This window comes from Eubacterium ramulus (assembly GCF_003122485.1).
GTDB classification, from domain to species: domain Bacteria; phylum Bacillota; class Clostridia; order Lachnospirales; family Lachnospiraceae; genus Eubacterium_I; species Eubacterium_I ramulus_A.
On record NZ_JRFU01000123.1, the window covers coordinates 1 to 21,142 of the forward strand.

Sequence of the window (21,142 nt, forward strand, 5' to 3'; positions counted from 1 at the left end):
CGCTGACCAGAATCACGCACCAAGTCTCACGTGCGTTCGACTTGAAAGCGTAGAAAACGGGAGTTAAAAGAAAACTACACAACAAGACGGTAGGGTGAATTTTCGTAAGCTCAGCTGCGCCTAGCCCGACTTTCGCAGTGTGTCTGAATACGCCGGTTTTGCGTATGAGTTCGCGGAGAAAGTCGGAAATAAGCGGCGCAGTTGAGATAGAAAAGCACCCGTGTCTGTTGTGTAGTTTTCTTATATTAATCCGTTTTCGGACGTCATACTTTATTTCGCAATATGAAAGGAAATCAACAGATCATCCTGTGATACCGTATCACCCTGCTGTACATAAATTTTGTCGACCGTACCAGTAATCTTGGACACAACCGTTGTCTCCATCTTCATAGCCTCTACAGTAAGCAGCGGCATATTCTCTGTTACCGCATCGCCTTCTTTTACAAGCACTTTTCCAACTGTACCCGGGATAGAAGAACCAAGGTGCTGTGGATTTGTCTTGTCTGCTTTCAGCTTGCGGTCCGCTTTGATTTCAAGGTTCTTATCCTGAATCTTGACAGTACGAAGCATACCATTTACCTGGAACGTCAGAGTACGGATACCATTTTCATCCGGTTCGCCTTCCTCCAGATATTTGATCAGAAGCTGTTTTCCCTCACCGATATTCAGGTAAGTTTCCTCACCTTTGCGTAATCCGTAGAAGTAAACGTGGCTCTCCAGACGGGTTACATCATTGTACATCTGGAAATGCTCACAGTAGTCTTCGTAAACCTTCGGATACAGCGCATAACTGATGGCTTTCTGGTTCATAACTTCTTCGGATTTATCACCATAATTGTATTTCTCAATCAGATGCTTCTTGATTGCATCAAAATCAACCGGTGGGAGAGATTTACCCGGGCGGTCTGTCAGCGGTTCAATGTCTTTCAGAACGATCTTCTGAAGCTCTTTCGGGAATCCGCCATAAGGCTGTCCCATCATACCCTGGAAGTAGGATACGACAGAATCCGGATAGGAGAGTCCGGCACCAGCCGTCAGGATATTCTCTTTTGTCAGACCGTTTTTAAACATAAAGATGGCCAGATCGCCGACCGCTTTGGAAGTCGGAGTAACTTTTACGATATTTCCAAGCAGATCGTTGGCATCTTTGTATAATGCTTTGATGGACTCAAATTCATCTGCAGAACCCATGCTTGTAACCTGAGCTAACAGGTTGGAGTACTGTCCACCAGGAATCTCATATTTGTAAATCTCAGCATTCGGAGCTTTCATATCACTCTCAAACTGCTCGTAAACTTTACGGATGCGTCCGTAGTAACGGCTGAGCTCATCCAGTTCTTCAAAATCAAGACCGGTATCACGTTTGCTTCCGCGCAGAGCTTCTACGACAGCATTCATAGAAGGCTGACTTGTCATGGAAGACATAGACTCAATGGCCAGATCCACGATATCCACACCAGCTTCTGCGGCCATCAGAACCGTGCTGACACCGTTTCCGGTAGAATCGTGTGTATGTAAATGGAGCGGTACATGAAGTTCCTGTTTCAGAGCAGTTACCAGTTCTTTTGCGGCACGCGGTTTTAACAGTGCGGCCATATCTTTGATTGCAATGGAATGGCATCCTAAGGACTCCAGTTCCAGAGCCATTTTTACATAATAATCCAGTGTATATTTTGTCTCTGTCGGGCTTGTGATATCGCCGGTGTAGCAGATGGTTCCTTCTACGATTTTGCCGGTTTTTAAAGCTTCCTCAATCGGCATTTTCATATTTTCCACCCAGTTTAAACTGTCGAAAATACGGAACACATCAATACCATGAGCAGCAGAAATTTTGATAAACTCCTGAACCACATTGTCCGGATAGTTGCTGTATCCGACGGCGTTAGAAGCACGCAGCAGCATCTGGATCAGTGTGTTTGGCATACGTTCTCTTAAAAGTTCCAGACGTTTCCACGGAGATTCTTTCAAGAAACGGTAAGCGGTATCGTAAGTAGCACCACCCCATGCCTCAACAGAAAATGCATTCTGCATGTATGCGTTTGTAGCGTAAGCAGCACCGCACAAATCTTTACTTCTCATACGGGTTGCCATCAGAGACTGCTGAGCGTCACGCATGGTAGTATCTGTAACGTATAATTTATCTTCTTTCAGAATTTTCTGCATGAAACCTTCTGCACCAAGTTTCAGGAACTCATCACGGGCACCATATACCGGTTTTGACTGATCCAGTTTCGGAAGCACACGGTTCTCATAGTGCGGTTTTTCACCTTTCTGGGAGTTAACGATACGGTCGCCGATAAACTCAATGATCTTGGTCGCACGATCCTGACTCTGTGTGAGCTGGAACAGCTCCGGTGTCTCCTCAATGAAAGTGGTATAACATTTTCCGGCAATGAAAGTCGGATGATGCAGTACATTGATCAGGAACGGGATATTTGTTTTAACACCACGGATACGCATTTCCTGTAATGCACGGATGGATTTGCGTACAGCACCTTCAAAGGTACGGTCGATGGAAATTGCTTTTACCAGAAGGCTGTCGTAATAAGGAGAGATGACAGCGCCGGTGTAAGCATTACCGCCGTCCAGACGGATACCTTTTCCGGAACCGGAACGGTAAACAGTGATCTCACCGGTATCAGGCATGAAGTTGTTTGCCGGATCTTCGGTGGTAACACGGGTCTGGATGGAATAACCGATGCAGTGGATGTCGTCCTGAGATTTGATGTTGATTTCATCGGAATCCAGCGGATATCCTTCCGCTACCAGAATCTGGGACTGTACCAGATCGATATTTGTAATTTCTTCGCTGACGGTATGCTCTACCTGAATACGTGGGTTCATTTCGATAAAATATGGATGGTTGTCTGCATCAACCAGAAATTCCAGTGTACCGGCGTTGCGGTAGCCAACTGCTTTGGAGAGGCGGATGGCAGAGTCAAAAATTGTTTTACGGGTTTCTTCCGGAATGGAAAATGCCGGTGCATACTCAACGACTTTCTGATGACGTCTCTGTACGGAACAGTCACGGTCAAAAAGGTGAACAACGTTTCCGTAATTATCGCCTAAAATTTGAACTTCGATATGTTTTGGCGCGCGCAGATATTTCTCAATGAAGATCTTGTCATCACCAAACGCTTTTTTAGACTCATTTTTTGCTTCGTTAAATTCTTTTTCCAGATCTTCCATCGCGTTTACGATACGCATACCACGTCCGCCACCGCCGTTGGAAGCTTTCAGCATGATTGGAAAACCAACCTCTGCTGCGATTTTTGTTGCTGTATCAATATCTTTAATTGCGTAGTCAACACCAGGAATAATCGGTACCTGGGCATCGATTGCCATTTTCTTGGAAGAAATTTTGTCACCCATTGCATTCATGATCTGACTGGAAGGTCCGATAAATACAATGCCGTTTCTTTCACAGGCATCTACAAAATCCGGATTCTCTGATAAAAATCCGTATCCCGGATGGATAGCGTCAACGTTTGCTGCCAGAGCAATCTTGATGATAGTATCAATGTCAAGATATGCGTCGATCGGTCCTTTTTCCGGATTCAGCGGATAGGATTCATCTGCTTTGGAACGGAAGAGTGCATAACGGTCTTCCTTGGAATAAATGCTGACGGTTGTAATTTCCAGCTCGTTCAAGGCTCGGAATACACGAATGGCGATTTCACCACGATTTGCTACCAGAACTTTTTTGAACTTTCTGATCTGTACCTGATTGTTCATGTGTCATACTCCTTTTTATCAATTGAAATAATTTTCCCCTTAGTGTCTTAGAACGACACCATGTTTAAAAGTATATGGAAGTTGAAAGAAAAATGCAAGAGAAAAAGTGAAAAAATTCAAAAAAGTATGAAAAAATGATAATGTTAAATAAATAACAAGGAAAAATGCAGGAAATAATGCTGGATAATTCAAAAATAAAGTAAAAAATGTATACTATGCAAGATTTACTGCATGATAGTAACGTGATGATGCCATAGAAAATGCATGAAACGATGATGAAAATGCAAAAGATTTGTTGAAAAACAAGAGAAGAATTCGTTGCTTTTGGAGGATACGATGTAAAATTTACAGTGAATGTAAATGAAAATGAAAATATGCGTGTGACTCTGACAAATGTGAATTGGGGTAAATGTTCAGAATCACAGCGCATTTAGTATAGAAATTATAAAATAATTAAAGGTTCGCGGTATTCGTTTTTTCGTTGGATACCGGATTTTTTAAAAAGAATCCGGTTGTATAAATTAGCTGCATAAACATCGAGATCCAGAAGTTTCTGCTGTTCTGGCGTTAAGTTCTGGCGTTCTTTTACAATTTTGCGCAGAAGCGGAATCTGACTGTGTGCCTGCAATTCCTTCAGTAAAGGTGAAGCATCTTTTCGGAAACCAAGGATGCGGGCATACGGCGCATAATAGTAAGTTTTGGCAGCATTCAGAAGTTCACCATCAATGCCAAGTAAGGCGTGCAGCAAATAGCGGCTGATGGCTGTGTAGGTCTGGTTTTTGGTCTTTAAATCGGACACAAATTCAGACCAGCAGGTAAATGATTCCAGTTTATTTGCAATGCGCTGTGTCAGATCAGAACGTGTGGTATCGGCGTCAGATGCAGTCGGATGCAGAAGTTGTCGCTGAAGTTCATAATATAACAAGTCAGAAAAATCATCTTCCTGTAAAAATGCATGGCTTTCATATGCAGTCAGCAGCAGTTCGCGAACGGAATCAGGAACCGTGCGTGTCAGCATTTGATTCAACGTATCAAAATTGTTTTTCTGGTCAGAGGTATCCTGAAAAATAAATTTACGCAGGGCAGAAGCACTGGCAAGCGCCGTATCCGTATCCGCATCATGATAGCCTGCACCGGTTCGGGTAACGACAGATGGTGTCAGTTTGCAGTTATGCCGACGGATTGCTTTCATATATTCAATGGCAAGAATATTATTTGGTGAGGCAAGCAACTGTTCAAACTGAGCAAGCGTTTGGCTGTCCATTGAATGATGCTTGGCCTGCTGCAGACAGGTGAGTGCAGCTTTTGCCCGGGCTGCCGGAAAACTACAACCGGATTTTAAGGCCTGATCCAGATATTCCTGAAATATAGGTGGCTCAAATGCAAAAAAGTCAGCTAATCTGCCAAGCAGATCGACATCAGAAGCTGTGTTTGCTTCTGCGCCAAAACTGATCTGAGACACGACACCAAGCGCGTTCAACAGGCAGACACCACCCTGTGCAAAATTTTCCGCACTGGAAGTGGCGGTGATTACCGGCAATTCAATGATCAAGTCGATTCCATTTTCCAGAGCCATTTTTGCACGATCGTATTTGTTTAACAGGGCAGGGGCACCACGCTGGACAAAGTCTCCGCTTATGACGGCAATGCAGTAATCGGCATCTGTATTTTTTCGTGTTTCTTCTATATGAAATGCGTGTCCGTTATGGAACGGATTGTATTCTGCAATGATTCCGGTGACGTTCATAGTATCTGATACTCCTGAGTTTTGAAAAAATTTGTATTGTGGGCAATGTAAGTATTACCAGAGCGCGCCACAGTACTTTTGGATAAGAAAAAGCATAGCATGAATCATACAGAAAAACAAATAAAATTGTGAGGAAAATTTGCAAGAAAACGTATGTTAAGTTCACACGAGCCATTCGTAAAACCCCCTTGATGAGTGAAGTGTAACAGATAATATTATGTATGAAAACAAATGCAATAGAAAAAACTTACAAAAAACCAGTTGGTAACCTCTTGCGAAACAGAAAATTTGAGATATAATAGAAAAGACAGGTATTTTGACGGAAAGTCAAAGTGAAAATGAAGGGAGAACATAAATAATGAACGTATTAGTAATTAACTGTGGTAGTTCATCACTGAAATATCAGCTGATCAACTCTGATACAGAGGCAGTACTTGCAAAAGGTCTTTGCGAGAGAATTGGTATTGACGGAAGACTTACATATCAGAAAGCAGGTCTTGACAAAGAGATTACAGAGGCTCCAATGCCTACACATAAAGAGGCTATCCAGCTTGTACTTGACGCGCTTGTAAATGAGAAAACAGGTGCAATCGCAAGCCTTGCAGAAGTAAATGCAGTGGGACATCGTATCGTACACGGTGGTGAGAAATTCGCTTCTTCAGCAGTTATCACACCAGAGATGCTTGCAGCAGTAGAAGAGTGTAACGATCTTGCACCGCTTCACAACCCGGCAAACTTAATCGGTATTCGTGCTTGCCAGGATCTGATGCCAGGCGTACCGATGGTAGGTGTATTTGATACCGCTTTCCATCAGACAATGCCAGAGAAAGCATATCTCTATGGACTTCCATATGAGTACTATGAGAAATATAAAGTAAGAAGATACGGCTTCCACGGAACAAGCCACAGCTTCGTATCCAAACACGTTGCTGAGTTCCTTGGCAAAGACATCAACAATTCCAAGATCATCGTTGCCCACCTTGGAAATGGTGCTTCCATCAGTGCTGTATTAAATGGCAAATGCGTAGATACATCCATGGGCCTTACACCATTGGAAGGTCTTGTAATGGGAACACGTTCCGGTGATATCGATCCGGCTATCATGGAGTTCATCGCTAAAAAAGAGAACCTTGATATCGCAGGCGTTATGAACGTATTAAATAAAAAATCCGGTGTACAGGGTATTTCCGGACTTTCCAGTGATTTCCGTGACCTTGAGGAAGGTATGGAAGCAGGCAACGAGCGTGCAGCAGCAGCCATCGAAGTATTCAGCTACCGTGTAGCAAAATACATTGGTTCTTATGTAGCAGCAATGAACGGTGTAGATGTGATCGCATTTACAGCAGGTATCGGCGAGAACGCTCCGCTGGTTCGTTCTAAAGTATTAGCATACCTTGGATACCTTGGAATTACTGTAGATGAGGAAGCAAACGGCAAGAGAGGCGATGACATCGTAATCTCTACTCCGGATTCCAAAGTTACAGTTTGTGTTATCCCGACAAACGAAGAGCTTGCAATCGCAAGAGAGACAGTAGCATTAGTAAAATAATTGCTCCAGTTCACTCATCACATGAATTCTGGTAATGATCATGCTTGCATGAGAAATTACCTGAATACATAGTGATGAAGGGAGCGCCTTTTTATGAGCAAAAATAGGAGAGTAGCTACGGAGAAGCCCGAAGGGCGTTTTGCGAATGGCGCGTGTGAACTGCAAAATTATTACACAAAATACAAAAAATCTGTTGACAAAGGATGATGTTCTGTGTATAATCAACTGAGTGTGATTCAGAACAATTCACTTAGATTCAGATAAATTGGAGGTGTAACGAAATGTCTATTTGTCCAAAAAATAAATCTTCCAAAGGTAGAAGAGATAGAAGAAGAGCAAACTGGAAAATGTCTGCTCCGACTTTAGTAAAATGCAGCAAATGTGGCGAACTTATGGTTCCACACAGAGTATGCAAATCCTGTGGTTCTTACAATAAAAAAGAGATCATCGCAGTTGACTAATCAGCAGAATATGCAATGAAATGAAGGAGTTGAGAGAATTCTCAACTCCTTTTTTTGCGTGGGGAAACTCCTTTTTAACTAGATTTATATAAGTATGTTAGAAAACTTGCAAATGCGGATACTTTTGTGTAAATGCGAAGAAAAATAGTTTGATTATAGTGGCGGGAAAGTTGAACAAGCTGTATAATATATAGATAAGCTAACTGATTTGTAACAAAAGATGAAAAAATAAATATTGTTAAAATTGATTAGTAAACAATATATGTATTGATGAAAAATAAAGATGAAAGTTAGAGGAAAACAAATGGCTGGTAAAAATACAGCAGATATTGGATTTGAAAAACAAATATGGGATGCGGCTTGTGTGTTGCGTGGAAATATGGATGCATCTGAATATAAAAATGTGGTATTGGGCCTTATCTTCTTAAAATATATTTCAGATCGGTTTGATGAAAAATATCAGGCATTAATTGAAGAAGGCGATGGATTCGAGGAAGATATTGATGAGTATACATCAGAAGGAATCTTTTTTGTGCCAGCGGGAGCTCGTTGGAGTGAAATTGCAGCAAATGCACATACACCTGAAATCGGTACAATTATTGATGATGCTATGCGTGCGATTGAAAAGGAAAATAAAAGACTGAAAGATATCCTTCCGAAAAATTTTGCCCGTCCAGAGTTAGATAAACGTCGTTTGGGGGATGTGGTAGATTTATTTACCAATATTCAAATGGTTGAGCATGGAAGTGAAAAGGATATTTTAGGACGAACCTATGAATATTGCTTATCTATGTTTGCAGAACAGGAAGGAAAGCGTGGCGGCGAGTTCTTTACACCATCCTGTGTGGTTCGTACATTAGTAGAAGTGTTAAAGCCGTTCAAAGGAAGAGTATATGATCCTTGTTGTGGCTCCGGCGGTATGTTTGTACAGTCAGCGCGGTTTGTAGAGAATCATAGCGGAAATATTAGTAATATTTCAATTTATGGTCAGGATTCCAACCCTACAACATGGAAAATGGCACAGATGAATTTGGCAATTCGCGGAATTGAACCAGATTTAGGTAGTTATGCAGCAGATACATTTTTAGATGATCGTCATCCAACTTTGCGTGCAGATTATATTATGGCGAATCCGCCATTTAACCTGTCTGATTGGGGTGCTGATAAATTAAAAGAAGATGTTCGTTGGCAGTATGGTATGCCACCAGCTGGAAATGCCAACTTTGCATGGTTACAACATATGATCTATCATCTTGCACCAGCAGGAAGAATTGGTATGGTACTTGCAAATGGTTCACTTTCTTCACAATCTGGTGGTGAAGGTGAGATTCGTAAAAATATTATCAATGCTGATTTAGTAGAGTGTATTGTGGCAATGCCGACACAGCTGTTTTATACCACACAGATTCCAGTGTCATTGTGGTTTTTGAATAAGCAGAAAAAGCAGACAGGAAAGACATTATTCATTGATGCGCGAAAAATGGGAACGATGGTGAGCCGTAAACTACGTGAACTTACGGACGAGGATATCAAAAAGATTGCGGATACTTATCAGGAATTTGTGGATGGTACGCTGGAAGATGTCAAAGGATTTTGTGCAGCAGTAGATACGGAAGAAATTGAGAAGCAGGATTACATATTGACACCTGGTCGATATGTCGGAATTGAGGAGCAGGAGGATGATGGAGAACCCTTCGAAGAGAAGATGGCTCGATTGACAACGGAACTTTCAGAATTATTTGCGAAAAGCCATGAATTGGAGGATGAGATACGAAAGAAGCTGGGGGCAATTGGGTATGAAATTTAATATATGGGTAGACTGCCCGAAAGTCGCATTAACAGAATTATTATCTTTTATTGTGGATAACCGTGGAAAAACTGTACCTACTTCAACAAGGGGATGGAAGTTGATTGCTACAAATTGCGTTACGAATAATACATTGTATCCAGTATATAATAAGGTTCGTTATCTTTCGCTAGAAACATATGAACATTGGTTTAGAGCTCATCCTCATCCGGGAGATATATTGTTTGTAAACAAAGGAACTCCAGGACGGGTGTGTATGGTTCCAGATCCAGTAGATTTTTGTATTGCTCAGGATATGATTGCACTTCGCGTGGATGAAGAAAAAATCTATAATAAGTATTTATTTGCAGTGTTAAGAAGCAGAAAAATACAAAAACAAATATATAATATGAATGTTGGTGATGTGATTCCACATTTTAAAAAACAGTTTTTGAATCAATTGCAAATACCTGTTCCGAGTAAAGAAATACAGAAATTGATAGGTGATTTGTATTTTCAGTTTAGCTATAAAATGGAACTTAATAACAAAATAAACAAGAATTTAGTGGCTTAAAGATCAATGTCCGAAACATCAAGCTCACCGGACATCAACTTTGGCAAAAGAGTATCACGTAAAAGGGCTAATGATATATTTTGCTTTTCATTAGCAAAAATTGTTTCATGCAAAGGCGTGCATATATTTATAAAAGACCTAATTTCCTGAGTTGATGGTTCATTGACAGGAATAGCATTTAATATTGCCTGTGTCATCAGTGGCTGACCTGTACCAATGTGTCGTGAAGGCAGTGAAGCATTCCTTAACAAATAATAAATAAACAATGGGGAATCTTCATTCTTACTTTTAGCCTGTATTGCATTATCACTTGTCCAACACTTTTCAGGACAAAGAAAAGTATTTCCGCAGTATGCTCCAACTCTGCCGATAATGACGCAATTCTCTGCATTTGATTGATTGGTATATGCTAAGACTCCATTACCACCATACACGGGGATATTCCCGATTGTTTCAGGCCGCTTCTTTCCATTTGAAAACTCGATTAAATTTTGGAAAGAAGAGGATGCCGAGGCTGAAAATATATCTGGAAACATTTTCAGAAAAATTGCCTGAGCTTGCTGCTCTAAATTCTTGTTTATATCTGTGAAATAAAATAATACGGGAGGTGTTGTAATGGATACTGATAGAGCTTATCTTAGTAATGATAAGGATATGATAAAATTTCAATACGGCGAGAAAGTTATTCGATTTCGAGGTCCGTATTCGTTAGAACGTTTTACGTCTGTGAAGGAATGGGATAATGGATATCTGGTAGTAATGGCGAAATATCAACACAATAAAGAGGCGGAGGAGGAATATATTGATTTAATTCCAATTTTAAATAATTTATATATTGATGCTTCGCATTTTCTGAAACCAATTAAGGAAGTGAGGTTAGCTTATGGACAAAATTAGAGAAATCGCAGATCAAGCAGATATGATTGTGAATGGTTATGCATTTACAAGAGAGAATAATCAAATTAAAATATTAAATTTGAATAATCTGGATAAGGCATTGGTAATATCTGAAGCTGGAGAAGTACTGGAAACAACTATGGATGATATTGAAATTCGTATTGTTTTAGATTATTGGAGCAGTGATCGAAAGTTTATGGAGGATGAAGATGCCTAAATACTATCAAGATAAAATATGTGGATATTATTTGTACTTTACCTCTTTTTGCACGGTTGAATGTATGCATGTGCATGCAAGTGATCGCAAATTAACAGAAGAAGGATCTGGAAAATTTTTTGTTAAAGAGGATGGAAGTACAGTTTTACAAAAACGTGGAATTTTAAGTGATAGAGAAATACGAAAAATACAGGAATATATTAAAATTCATTATAAAGAAATGTATATGAAATGGGCAGAATATAGTAAAAATGGCTTTTATGAAGGCAATTAAGATAATGATCTTCCAGCAACGGCGGGAGAGATAACCAACAGAACTGCCGTTGAGTTGTTCTCTGGAATATAATTGAAGGAGAACAACTCATGAAACAACAGATTATTACTGACGTAATACAGAAAATGTTACCACATCTTGATAATGTTCAGTTGAAGCAATTACAGAAAGTGTTAGAAGCTACATTGCTTGATTGTGAAATAACTGAGCAAGGAAATGTGGAAAAAACAAATGAAAACATAAAGTATGTTGAGATGTTTATAGCGTCAAAACGTATAGAAGGATGTTCAGAAAAAACATTGAAATATTACCGTGCTACGATAGATGTGATGCTGACTTCGATAGATAAGAATGTCTGTCATATTCAAACGGAAGATTTACGTTCGTATCTGACAGAATATCAAATTAAAAAGCGATCAAGTCGTGTAACAATAGATAATATCCGAAGGATTCTGTCAAGTTTCTTTTCATGGTTAGAAGATGAGGATTATATTTTGAAGAGTCCTGTTCGTCGTATTCACAAGGTGAAGACAGCAACAAATATTAAAGAAACTTACACTGATGAAGAATTAGAGAAGATGCGTGATCATTGTACAAATTCACGAGACTTAGCAATTATTGATATGTTAGCATCAACAGGAATGCGTATCGGAGAAATGGTATTACTGAATAAGGCAGATATCAATTTCAATGAGCGCGAATGTGTGGTTTTTGGTAAAGGTGATAAGGCACGTGTTGTTTATTTTGATGCTAGAACAAAGATACATTTGCAGAATTACTTGAACAGCAGAACAGATGATAACCCGGCACTTTTTGTATCGTTGAAAGCTCCGCATGAAAGGCTCAAAATCGGCGGCATAGAAACAAGACTCAGAGAATTTGGAAAACAATTAGGACTGAACAAGGTACACCCGCACAAGTTCAGGCGTACCCTTGCAACTATGGCAATAGATAAAGGAATGCCCATTGAGCAACTGCAACAGCTCTTAGGACATAGAAAGATAGATACGACCTTGCAGTACGCAATGGTAAAACAAAGCAATGTAAAAATTGCTCATCGAAAATATATCGGATAGAGAGGATAACAATATGGCTGAATGGACTATCACAACATTGGAAGCTTGTACTGATATTTTAGGAGATGGTTTACACGGTACACCTATATATTCTGAAAATGGAGAGTACGCATTTGTAAATGGCAATAATCTTGTAGATGGTGAAATTTTAATAAAAAAGGATACAAAAAAGGTCGATGAAAGCCAATATGAAAAATACAAGAAATCATTAAGTAATAGAACCATACTCGTTTCCATAAATGGTACTTTGGGAAATGTAGGAACTTATAATTCTGAGAAAATTATTTTGGGCAAAAGTGCTTGCTATTTTAATGTTAAGAACTCTGTAGATAAGGGTTTTATATATTATGTTGTTTCGTCTCCCGCATTCAGACAATATCTTGAAAGCAATGCGACAGGAACAACAATCAAGAATATTTCATTGAAACAAATGAGAGAGTATTCGTTTGCTATGCCATCATATGACGAACAGCAACGAATATCATCAATATTAAAAACAATTGATAGAAAAATCAAAGGCAACAAAGAAATAAACAAGAATTTAGAGCAGCAAGCTCAAATGCTTTTTGACAATTTTTATGATTCTCTTTCTGGTCAATCATGCATTTTATTATCTGAGATGATTGACATAAGAGACGGAACACATGATTCACCTAAAGCAACGGAGCATGGATATCCATTAGTCACCTCTAAGCACCTGCTTCCATTCGGGGTAGATACATTGTCAGCAAATATTATTTCAAAAGCCGACTATGACAAAGTTAACGAAAGAAGCAAAGTCAATACTGGCGATATTTTGATAAGCATGATTGGAACTGTAGGATTAATTTCTTATGTTATTGATTCCCCCGTAGAATTTGCAATAAAAAATGTGGGTCTATTCAAAACATCACAACATCCTTCTCTTGACTTATATATTTTGTACTACTTAAAAAGCAAATCGACAACACAACATATAGAAAAATGTCTCGCAGGTAGCACACAAAAGTATATAAGTTTAGGTGAATTACGGAAATTACCAATAGTTGTTCCATCTCCTGATGAATTGGCTGCTTACAACTTGGTAGTTCGACCAATAGTTTCTGAAATAGCATTACTTGTGCAAGAGAACAGACGATTGTCAAATCTACGTGACACGCTACTTCCGAAACTTATGTCTGGAGAACTGGATGTCTCCGACCTTGACCTTTAAGCCGCTAAATTCTTGTTTATAGTCATTAAGAAGGTATAATGTTAATTAATTTAGATATTTCATTAAGTAAAAGATTAAGAGAAAAAATAGTTTCGTCTGGAAATCATTCATATACTAAAAGAGGAAGATTTAAAATTCCAGGGAAAAATAAAAAAGTAGAGTCAGATGCATATAATTGTATTTGCACGATAATGGATAGAATAGATTCATTAGTTGAACATTGCAATTCTTTAAATGTCGATAACAAAAGTGTTGAGGGTGAATTTGCATTGCTCGATGTGCTTAACTATGGACAAACTTTAATTGATTGCATTGATATGTTAGGAAAAATATATAATGACTCATGGAATGAAAAGAATACGAATTGTATTTTTGACCAACTAGGAAAAAATGAAAAAGGAAATGATGAAAAATATTTTAAATATTTGAGATCACTCTGTTCTGTGCACCCAATAGAAACAACTGGTTATCCAATGTATCAGGGTAATGAACCAGAATGGTGCCCATATATAAGGAGTGGAAATGATTCTTTGTCTAGACTAAAATATGGGGATGACGCGGCAGATTTTTATGCTGTTGTGTATAGAAATGATCAGTGTATTTTTAAAGAAGTACCTATTTATATTGAACAAGTATTCAAATATATTCAAATGAGATATAAGAGCATAGAAATGATTATTCAATTAATAGATAAGTATGATCAAGAACGAATAGACAAATTAAAAGTGTTGCATATAAAAACACCAGAAGAATGTGATGATTACAAATGCTATTTAATGAATTTAGCTAATGAAAATAATGTTCGATATGGTAAGGCGAATGAGTATCATGTGAAAGAATGGGAAGCTATTATTGAGACACATTTTAATGATTCAAGTAAAGAATGCTGGTTAGTTCTTTATAAGAAAGAATTGTATGAACATGTTAAACGGGTACATAAACATTTACAAGCTATGGAATGTGATTCGGATGAATGGGACATGTATGCTTTTGAAAACACAATTTGGAATAAGGTTGATAATTATAGCTATGAAATAGGGAAAATATATAATTATTTATATCCTGAAGAATTAGAAACAGATCAGGTATGGGAGTTCTCGTTTATAGATAGAGAACCAGAAATCTGTGATGAAAAAGTGAAAGAAATATTTGAAATAGTTGACCAAATAAAAGATAAAAATTGTACGCATGATGAAATGATTATGTTTTATAGGGGGATTGAACAAAGATATAAACCAAATAATTCGGAGTGGAGCCGAATATATTTGAAAATTGTGGAGGATGTGTTTGATGGAGTATGGCATTTTGATTATTATTTAAATAATTGGCATGTTTGGCTTCAAATACAATTAGCGCAATGGAGTTTTCAGAGAGGTTCTAAATAAGCCATAAATGGGGGGAGAAGAAATGTCAGCAATATTTACAGAAGATACATACGAACAAGCCATTATAGAGTTGTTTGAAAATATGGGATATGAACACCTCTATGCACCTGATCTGGAGCGAGACTATTCAAGTCCGCTGTTAGATTTTGCGCTGAGAGATTGTTTGGTGTGCATTAATCGAGGCTTGCCGTTGGAAGCAATTGAGGAAGCAATTGCAAAATTGCGAGCATTTGATATGGGAAGTCTGTTGCAAAAAAATATGCTTTTCATGGATTATCTTCAAAATGGAATTACTGTTAAGTTTTTTGTAAATGGAGAAGAACAGGCAGCGATTGTTCGATTGATAGATTATGAGAACGTAAAAAAGAATACTTTTTATGTGGTAAATCAGTTTACCTTTTTGGAAAATGGAAACAATCGGCGACCAGATATTATACTTTTTATTAACGGATTGCCTCTTGTTTTGATGGAATTAAAAAGTCCGGCAAAAGATGAAGTGGATGCTGAAAATGCATATAATCAGATTAGAAATTATATGCAGGATATTTCATCTATGTTTATTTATAATGCAATCTGTGTAATCAGTGATTTGTCTACCAATAAGGCTGGAACGATTACCTCTGGTCTGGATCGCTTTATGGAATGGAAAATGAAAGATGGAAATCATGAAGATACGGCGTATGCGCAATTCGATACCTTCTATGAAGGAATGTTTCAGAAAGAACGCTTGCTAGATATTTTGAAGAATTTTATTTTGTTTTCCGGTAGTGGCTCTGGACGTTTTAAAGTGTTGGCGGGATACCATCAGTATTTTGCTGTACGGAAAGCAATAGAGAAAGCAAAAGTAGCTACAAAAACGGATGGTAAGGGTGGAGTTTTTTGGCATACACAGGGATCTGGAAAATCACTATCTATGGTATTTTATGCACATTTGCTTCAGGAAGCATTGGACAGTCCGACAATTGTTGTTATGACGGATCGTATTGATTTGGATGACCAGTTATATACGCAGTTTTCACAGTGCGCAGATTTTTTGAGGCAGACACCGGTGCAGGCTGAAAGCAAAGAACATCTGAAGTCATTGTTGGATGGCAGAAGTGCGAATGGTATTATTTTTACAACAATGTTTAAGTTCGAACGTGGTGAAAAGCCACTGTCTCAACGTAGAAATATTGTGGTTATGGCAGATGAAGCACATCGTGGTCAATATGGATTTGATGAGAGAATTGTAATGTCAGAGAATGAAGCTGGCGAAAAAGAAGCGCGGACAGTAGTGGGAAATGCCAGAGTAATACATGATGCATTGCCAAATGCTACTTTTATCGGATTCACAGGGACACCGATTTCTTCCAAAGATAGGAATACCAGGGAAGTATTTGGTGATTATATTGATATCTATGATATGACGCAGGCGGTTGAAGATGGGGCAACACGACCGGTATATTATGAAAGTCGTGTGGTTCATTTGAAATTGGATCAAAATACATTGGCATTGATTGATTCCACATATGATGTGTTGGAACATCAGTCGGATTCTGCAACAATTGAAAAAAGTAAAAAAATGCTTGGTCAGATGGAAAGCGTTCTCGGAGCAGATTCTACAATAGAATCTCTTTGCGGAGATATTGTGGTGCATTATGAAAAAAATAGAGCAAATTTGTTGACAGGAAAAGCAATGATTGTTGCTTATTCCAGATCTATTGCAATGAAGATTTACCGACAAATTTTGAAAATGCGTCCAACATGGAAAGAAAAGATAGGTGTGGTAATGACCGGTGGCAACAATGATCCGGAGGATTGGAAAGAAATTATAGGAACCAAAGCACACAAAGAAGAGCTGGCGAGAAAGTTTAAGGACAATAATGATCCAATGAAAATAACAATTGTGGTTGATATGTGGCTGACAGGATTTGACGTACCATCACTAGCTACAATGTACATTTATAAACCAATGCATGGATATAATCTAATGCAGGCCATTGCCAGAGTAAATCGTGTGTTTAAGAATAAAGAGGGCGGACTAATTGTTGATTATGTTGGAATAGCGTCAGCATTGAAAGCCGCAATGAAAGAATATACGAAACGGGATCAGTCTAAGTATGGCGATATGAATATTGCGAAGGTGGCTTATCCGAAATTTCAGGAAAAATTGCAAGTATGTAAAGATTTGCTTCATGGATTTGATTTTAATGGATTTTTTGGTGGCACACCACTGGTTATGGCAAAACTGATTACAGGAGGCGTCAATTTTGTCCTTGATGCAAGAGCACCGCACAGAAAGGAACTTTTTCTGAAAGAAGCTATGCTTTTGAAACAGGCAAATTCACTTTGTTCCAGTTTGACAACGGAACAGGAACGGCATGAAGCTGCATATATGGAAGCGGTTCGTTCTACTGTTGTGAAGATTACTTATAGTGGTTCTGGTGGCAAAAGTTTGTCATTGAAAGAAATTAATGCACAGATCAATGAATTGTTGAAATCAGCGGTTCAAAGTGAAGGTGTTATTAATTTATTTGATAGCAGCAAAACGGGTGAAAAATTCAGCCTATTTGATCCGGCAGTGTTGGATGAAATCAGCAGGATGAAAGAGAAAAATATTGCTGTGGAAATTTTGAAAAAATTAATGTCAGAACAGGTTTCTATGTATAAGCGAACGAACGTGGTTCAGTCACAGAAGTTTTCGGAAAAAATTACGCAATTAATGAATTCATACTATAATGGCTTGATCACAAATGAAGAAGTAATTAAGGAATTGCTTAAAACGGCAGAAGAAATCACAAATCTTTATAAAAATGGTCAGAAGCTAGGATTGACACAGGAAGAATTGGCATTTTACGATGCGCTTACAAAACCAGAACATATTAAGGATTTTTATCAGAATGATCAGCTTATTGCATTGACGAAGGAACTGACAGAAATGCTTCGTAAAAATCGAACAATTGATTGGCAAAAAAAAGAAACGGCACGAGCCACCATGCGTAAGATGGTAAAGCGTTTGTTGAAAAAGTATGACTATCCGCCAGAAAATTATGATTTTGCAATCAGCACAGTAATTAGTCAATGTGAACTTTGGACGGATAATGCTGATAATCCGGTGACAGGCATTGGAGAGAAACATAAAAAAGTAATTTACAAATACCCGACAGAAGAGCATTTTGATATAGCTGCTGAGCCAAATCATTATATGAAAAATGAATAATATGTAATGGATGAAGCAATTTGACAAGCAATACGACAAGGATGAACGAAAATGTTATTTTCTCCAAACATATTTACGCTTGTAGCTCTTATCACAAGTTATAAGTTGGCGAAAGTATTTGGTCATGGAATCGGATATACGCTGGGATTATTTTTTTTCCATGGTTGTTCTGGCTGATTCTGGGATTTGGATCCAGTGAATATCAGGGAATTTAAACTACTGGTTGAATGTTTTCTTTATTGGATGCATATATAATTAATTTGCTCAGCACTTTTGTGTTGGTAAAAAATCTGGCTTTTTTAAAAGAAAAGTGCTAAAGTAATAAGACAACGTGTTTTGGGATGGAGAAGATTGCGGAGGTACAAAAAATGCAACCAATGTATGTATCAATTCAACAAAAAGAAACAGGCAATCGAATCAAGAGTTTGCTGAAGCAGAATGGCTATACGGTCAAAGACATTCAGGGAGCCATGGGATTTGAAAATCCACAGGCTGTGTACAAATGGCTGGCTGGAAGATCGTTACCAAGCATTGACAATTTCGTGATTTTAAGTAGATTGTTGAATACAAGTATAGAAGATATCCTCGTCATTGACGGGGATATTGTTCGTTTATGGGGTTGTTATATAAACTAGCAGTTTAGTGACAAAAATTGTCCAGATGCTATACTGACAATCAGATCAGCACATATAGAAAGTATGGGATTATTGGGAGGCATATTCATTCATGACGAATTTTTGGAAATTGAAGGATTTCAGACCATTTTCGGTTTTGTATGCGTACATTGAACATGAAGACTATCTGGCAGATGCATTATTTATACAGGAACAGATTTCAGTACGGTTTTCACAGGAAATGGTGAAGAACGGAGAAAAATATCATGTTATTTTTGGAAGAGTCAGGAAGAAAGATTGCGAAAAATTTGAAAAAGCATTAGAAAAATTGCCGGACAAAATGCTTTTATGCGGTCATACAGATTATGCGGATTTTTGCAATGATATTGATGAAAAACTTCGGCTTGGAATGAAAGAGTTGCTGGCATAGAATAAAAAATGATATCTCTTTAAACTAGCAGTTTAGTGAAATATAAATGACAGGGTGTTATAGTAAATACAACAGCAGAAGTAAAATGATAATGAGAAGGGGGATTTGTTATGCAGAAGATGACATCAGCCTATGCGAATAAAAAATTAAAGAGTCTGGAAGAAGATAAGGCATTTTGGGTAAATAAGGAAGCAACTTCATGTACTTATATCGCGGCAATTAATGAAGAGCCGGTGATCCCGGAATATGACTATTTGGAAGTGGCACAGACCATTGAAGATATCGATGCTAAGATAGCGGTGCTCAAGCATGCAATCAATCTGAATAATGCTATGGCAAAAGTACCGGTTGGCGATGAGGAAATGAGCATTGATACAATTTTGGTCAAGATGGCGCAGTTAAACAAACGTAAAAATGTGCTCGATATGATGCGTAAGCAACTTCCGAAGGAGCGGCTTGATAATTCTTACCGGGTCAGAAATTCGATAGCAGAATATCGTTATATCAACTATGATTTGACACTGATCAAACAGGAATACGAGCGTGTATCTGATATGATTTTGTTAATGCAGATGGCGCTTGATAAATATAATCAGACTGTAGAATTTGAAGTGGATTTTTGATGAGAGAATTCCCTGCACTTTTGATGAATCTGTAAGATGTTTAGAGTGATAAAATATCAAAGTTATCCGTACAAGATTGAACATACATAGCGCGGAAAAAGCAGATGGGTTATTGTTTATTGATATGATTTATTTGTTATATGTTATTTCTTAAAGTTATGGTTCAAAGTTCAGTTTTTTTGAACAGGAAAAAAATAATCAAAAAAATCTTGTAAAAAACCTGCAGGAAACTGCTTGTGTGGAGGTTCGGTTACATACACAATATTTTGACAAAAATTGGAAAATAAGGAAAATATGAAAAATCGACTGTATATTGGAAATGGATATACAGTCGATTTTTTTGGTAGTAATAGGAATCAGACCTGTAGCGGATAATACCGCCAGATAGAAGAGTATGTACAATTCCGGCAAATCGTTCATTGACATCTGTTTTATCTTTGATAAAATAGGATAGACATGAAATGATTGATATTTTATAAAGCATGAGAGAATGAAAAGGTGACAGAACATATGAGCAAAATAGGATTAATTGTAGAAGGCGGTGGGATGAAATGCGCTTACAGTGCAGGCATTCTGGATGCTTTTATAGATGAAGATATTACATTTGACTATGCCATCGGGGTGTCAGCGGGATCTGCTAACGTGGCATCTTTCCTGGCAGGACAGCGTGGCCGTAATCTTCGTTATTATACGGATTGGATCCAAGATCCGGGATATTTTGGCATAAAGAGTTTTATCAAAACTGGGAATTTGTTCGGCTTGCAGCATATTTACGGAGATATGACGAATTCTACCGGTGTGGATCCGATTGATTTTCCGGCATTGAGTGCGAATCCTACGGAATACTGGATCGTGGCGACCGATGCGGCAACAGGAACACCGGTATATTTTCCAAAGAGTAAAATGAAACAGGATGATTACCGCTGCATTATGGCTTCCTGTGCATTGCCGGCGGCATGCAAACCGATTGAGATTGATGGAAAACGGTATTATGACGGAGGCGTGACGGATGCGATCCCTGTGCAGCGTGCCATGGATGATGGCTGTGATAAGATTGTTGCGATTTTATCAAAGCCAAGAGGATTTATAAAGAAACCGGAGGGTATGCGTTTCTTATACAGCAGAATGTGCCGTAAATTCCCGAATACAGTAAAAGCGCTGGATAACCGTCATATCATGTATGGCAAATGCCAGAAGCAGCTGTTTGATCTGGAGAAGGAAGGCAAGGCATTTATTTTTGCACCGAGCAACCCACCGAAAATGAGTACATACACCATGGATCGGGAAGTAGAGCAGCAATTATATGATCTTGGAATGAAGGATTTTCATGATGGCGAGGCTCAGTTGAAAACTTTTCTTACAGTGTAATATTTACTGAAAAAA

At 38.3% G+C, this 21,142-nt stretch carries 18 protein-coding genes; 15 read left to right on the forward strand and 3 right to left on the reverse strand.

Annotation, left to right across the window (positions count from 1 at the left end):
* Positions 1–270: 270 nt before the first annotated feature.
* Complete coding sequence (locus tag LG34_RS11055) at positions 271–3,735, reverse strand: pyruvate carboxylase (RefSeq protein WP_109216096.1); 3,465 nt, start codon at positions 3,733–3,735, stop codon at positions 271–273.
* Between the two features lie 442 nt (positions 3,736–4,177).
* A complete protein-coding gene (locus LG34_RS11060; protein WP_109216097.1) occupies positions 4,178–5,482 on the reverse strand; it encodes a tRNA(Met) cytidine acetate ligase in 1,305 nt (434 codons plus the stop codon).
* A gap of 358 nt (positions 5,483–5,840) precedes the next feature.
* Here LG34_RS11060 and LG34_RS11065 point away from each other — a divergent pair, with 358 nt between their 5' ends.
* From LG34_RS11065 to LG34_RS11080, 4 genes are all read left to right on the forward strand, one after another.
* Positions 5,841–7,031 (forward strand): acetate/propionate family kinase, encoded by a 1,191-nt coding sequence (locus tag LG34_RS11065; protein WP_109216098.1) that lies wholly within the window; start codon positions 5,841–5,843, stop codon positions 7,029–7,031.
* 281 nt (positions 7,032–7,312) lie between these two features.
* Complete coding sequence (gene rpmF / locus LG34_RS11070; protein ID WP_109216099.1) at positions 7,313–7,492, forward strand: 50S ribosomal protein L32; 180 nt, start codon at positions 7,313–7,315, stop codon at positions 7,490–7,492.
* Between the two features lie 304 nt (positions 7,493–7,796).
* On the forward strand, positions 7,797–9,299 hold the full coding sequence (locus tag LG34_RS11075) for a type I restriction-modification system subunit M (protein WP_109216100.1): 1,503 nt from the start codon (positions 7,797–7,799) through the stop codon (positions 9,297–9,299).
* Positions 9,289–9,852 carry a restriction endonuclease subunit S gene (locus LG34_RS11080; RefSeq protein WP_109216101.1) on the forward strand — a complete coding sequence of 188 codons (564 nt, stop codon included), beginning with the start codon at positions 9,289–9,291 and terminating at the stop codon, positions 9,850–9,852. Before LG34_RS11075 ends, LG34_RS11080 begins: the two co-directional genes overlap by 11 nt.
* Here the strand turns inward: LG34_RS11080 and LG34_RS11085 are convergent.
* On the reverse strand, positions 9,849–10,388 hold the full coding sequence (locus tag LG34_RS11085) for a restriction endonuclease subunit S (protein WP_109216102.1): 540 nt from the start codon (positions 10,386–10,388) through the stop codon (positions 9,849–9,851). The two genes, LG34_RS11080 and LG34_RS11085, sit on opposite strands and share 4 nt — an antisense overlap.
* Before the next feature lie 79 nt (positions 10,389–10,467).
* Between LG34_RS11085 and LG34_RS11090 the strand changes: the two genes are divergently transcribed.
* The 11 genes from LG34_RS11090 to LG34_RS11140 all read left to right on the forward strand — a co-directional run bounded on the left by LG34_RS11090 (position 10,468) and on the right by LG34_RS11140 (position 21,127).
* Positions 10,468–10,749 (forward strand): DUF7724 family protein, encoded by a 282-nt coding sequence (locus LG34_RS11090; RefSeq protein WP_109216103.1) that lies wholly within the window; start codon positions 10,468–10,470, stop codon positions 10,747–10,749.
* A complete protein-coding gene (locus tag LG34_RS11095) occupies positions 10,736–10,966 on the forward strand; it encodes a DUF7723 family protein (RefSeq protein WP_109216104.1) in 231 nt (76 codons plus the stop codon). Before LG34_RS11090 ends, LG34_RS11095 begins: the two co-directional genes overlap by 14 nt.
* On the forward strand, positions 10,959–11,240 hold the full coding sequence (locus LG34_RS11100; RefSeq protein WP_109216105.1) for a DUF4160 domain-containing protein: 282 nt from the start codon (positions 10,959–10,961) through the stop codon (positions 11,238–11,240). The genes LG34_RS11095 and LG34_RS11100 overlap by 8 nt, the downstream gene beginning before the upstream one ends.
* Positions 11,241–11,329: 89 nt before the next feature.
* The gene (xerA, locus tag LG34_RS11105; protein WP_109216106.1) at positions 11,330–12,316 is read left to right on the forward strand and encodes a site-specific tyrosine recombinase/integron integrase; all 987 of its coding nucleotides are present in this window, start codon (positions 11,330–11,332) and stop codon (positions 12,314–12,316) included.
* A gap of 13 nt (positions 12,317–12,329) precedes the next feature.
* Entirely contained in the window at positions 12,330–13,508 is a 1,179-nt protein-coding gene (locus LG34_RS11110) for a restriction endonuclease subunit S (protein ID WP_109216107.1), read from the forward strand.
* Positions 13,509–13,546: 38 nt separating this feature from the next.
* A complete protein-coding gene (locus LG34_RS11115) occupies positions 13,547–14,893 on the forward strand; it encodes a hypothetical protein (protein WP_109216108.1) in 1,347 nt (448 codons plus the stop codon).
* A gap of 22 nt (positions 14,894–14,915) precedes the next feature.
* Positions 14,916–18,092: a type I restriction endonuclease subunit R gene (locus tag LG34_RS11120; protein ID WP_109216109.1), complete on the forward strand. Its 3,177-nt coding sequence runs from the start codon at positions 14,916–14,918 to the stop codon at positions 18,090–18,092.
* Between the two features lie 368 nt (positions 18,093–18,460).
* Entirely contained in the window at positions 18,461–18,727 is a 267-nt protein-coding gene (locus tag LG34_RS11125; protein ID WP_109216110.1) for a helix-turn-helix domain-containing protein, read from the forward strand.
* A gap of 91 nt (positions 18,728–18,818) precedes the next feature.
* Positions 18,819–19,136 carry a hypothetical protein gene (locus tag LG34_RS11130; RefSeq protein ID WP_109216111.1) on the forward strand — a complete coding sequence of 106 codons (318 nt, stop codon included), beginning with the start codon at positions 18,819–18,821 and terminating at the stop codon, positions 19,134–19,136.
* A 110-nt stretch (positions 19,137–19,246) separates the two neighbouring features.
* A complete protein-coding gene (locus LG34_RS11135) occupies positions 19,247–19,759 on the forward strand; it encodes a hypothetical protein (protein ID WP_109216112.1) in 513 nt (170 codons plus the stop codon).
* A gap of 510 nt (positions 19,760–20,269) precedes the next feature.
* Complete coding sequence (locus tag LG34_RS11140) at positions 20,270–21,127, forward strand: patatin-like phospholipase family protein (protein WP_109216128.1); 858 nt, start codon at positions 20,270–20,272, stop codon at positions 21,125–21,127.
* Positions 21,128–21,142 lie beyond the last annotated feature (15 nt).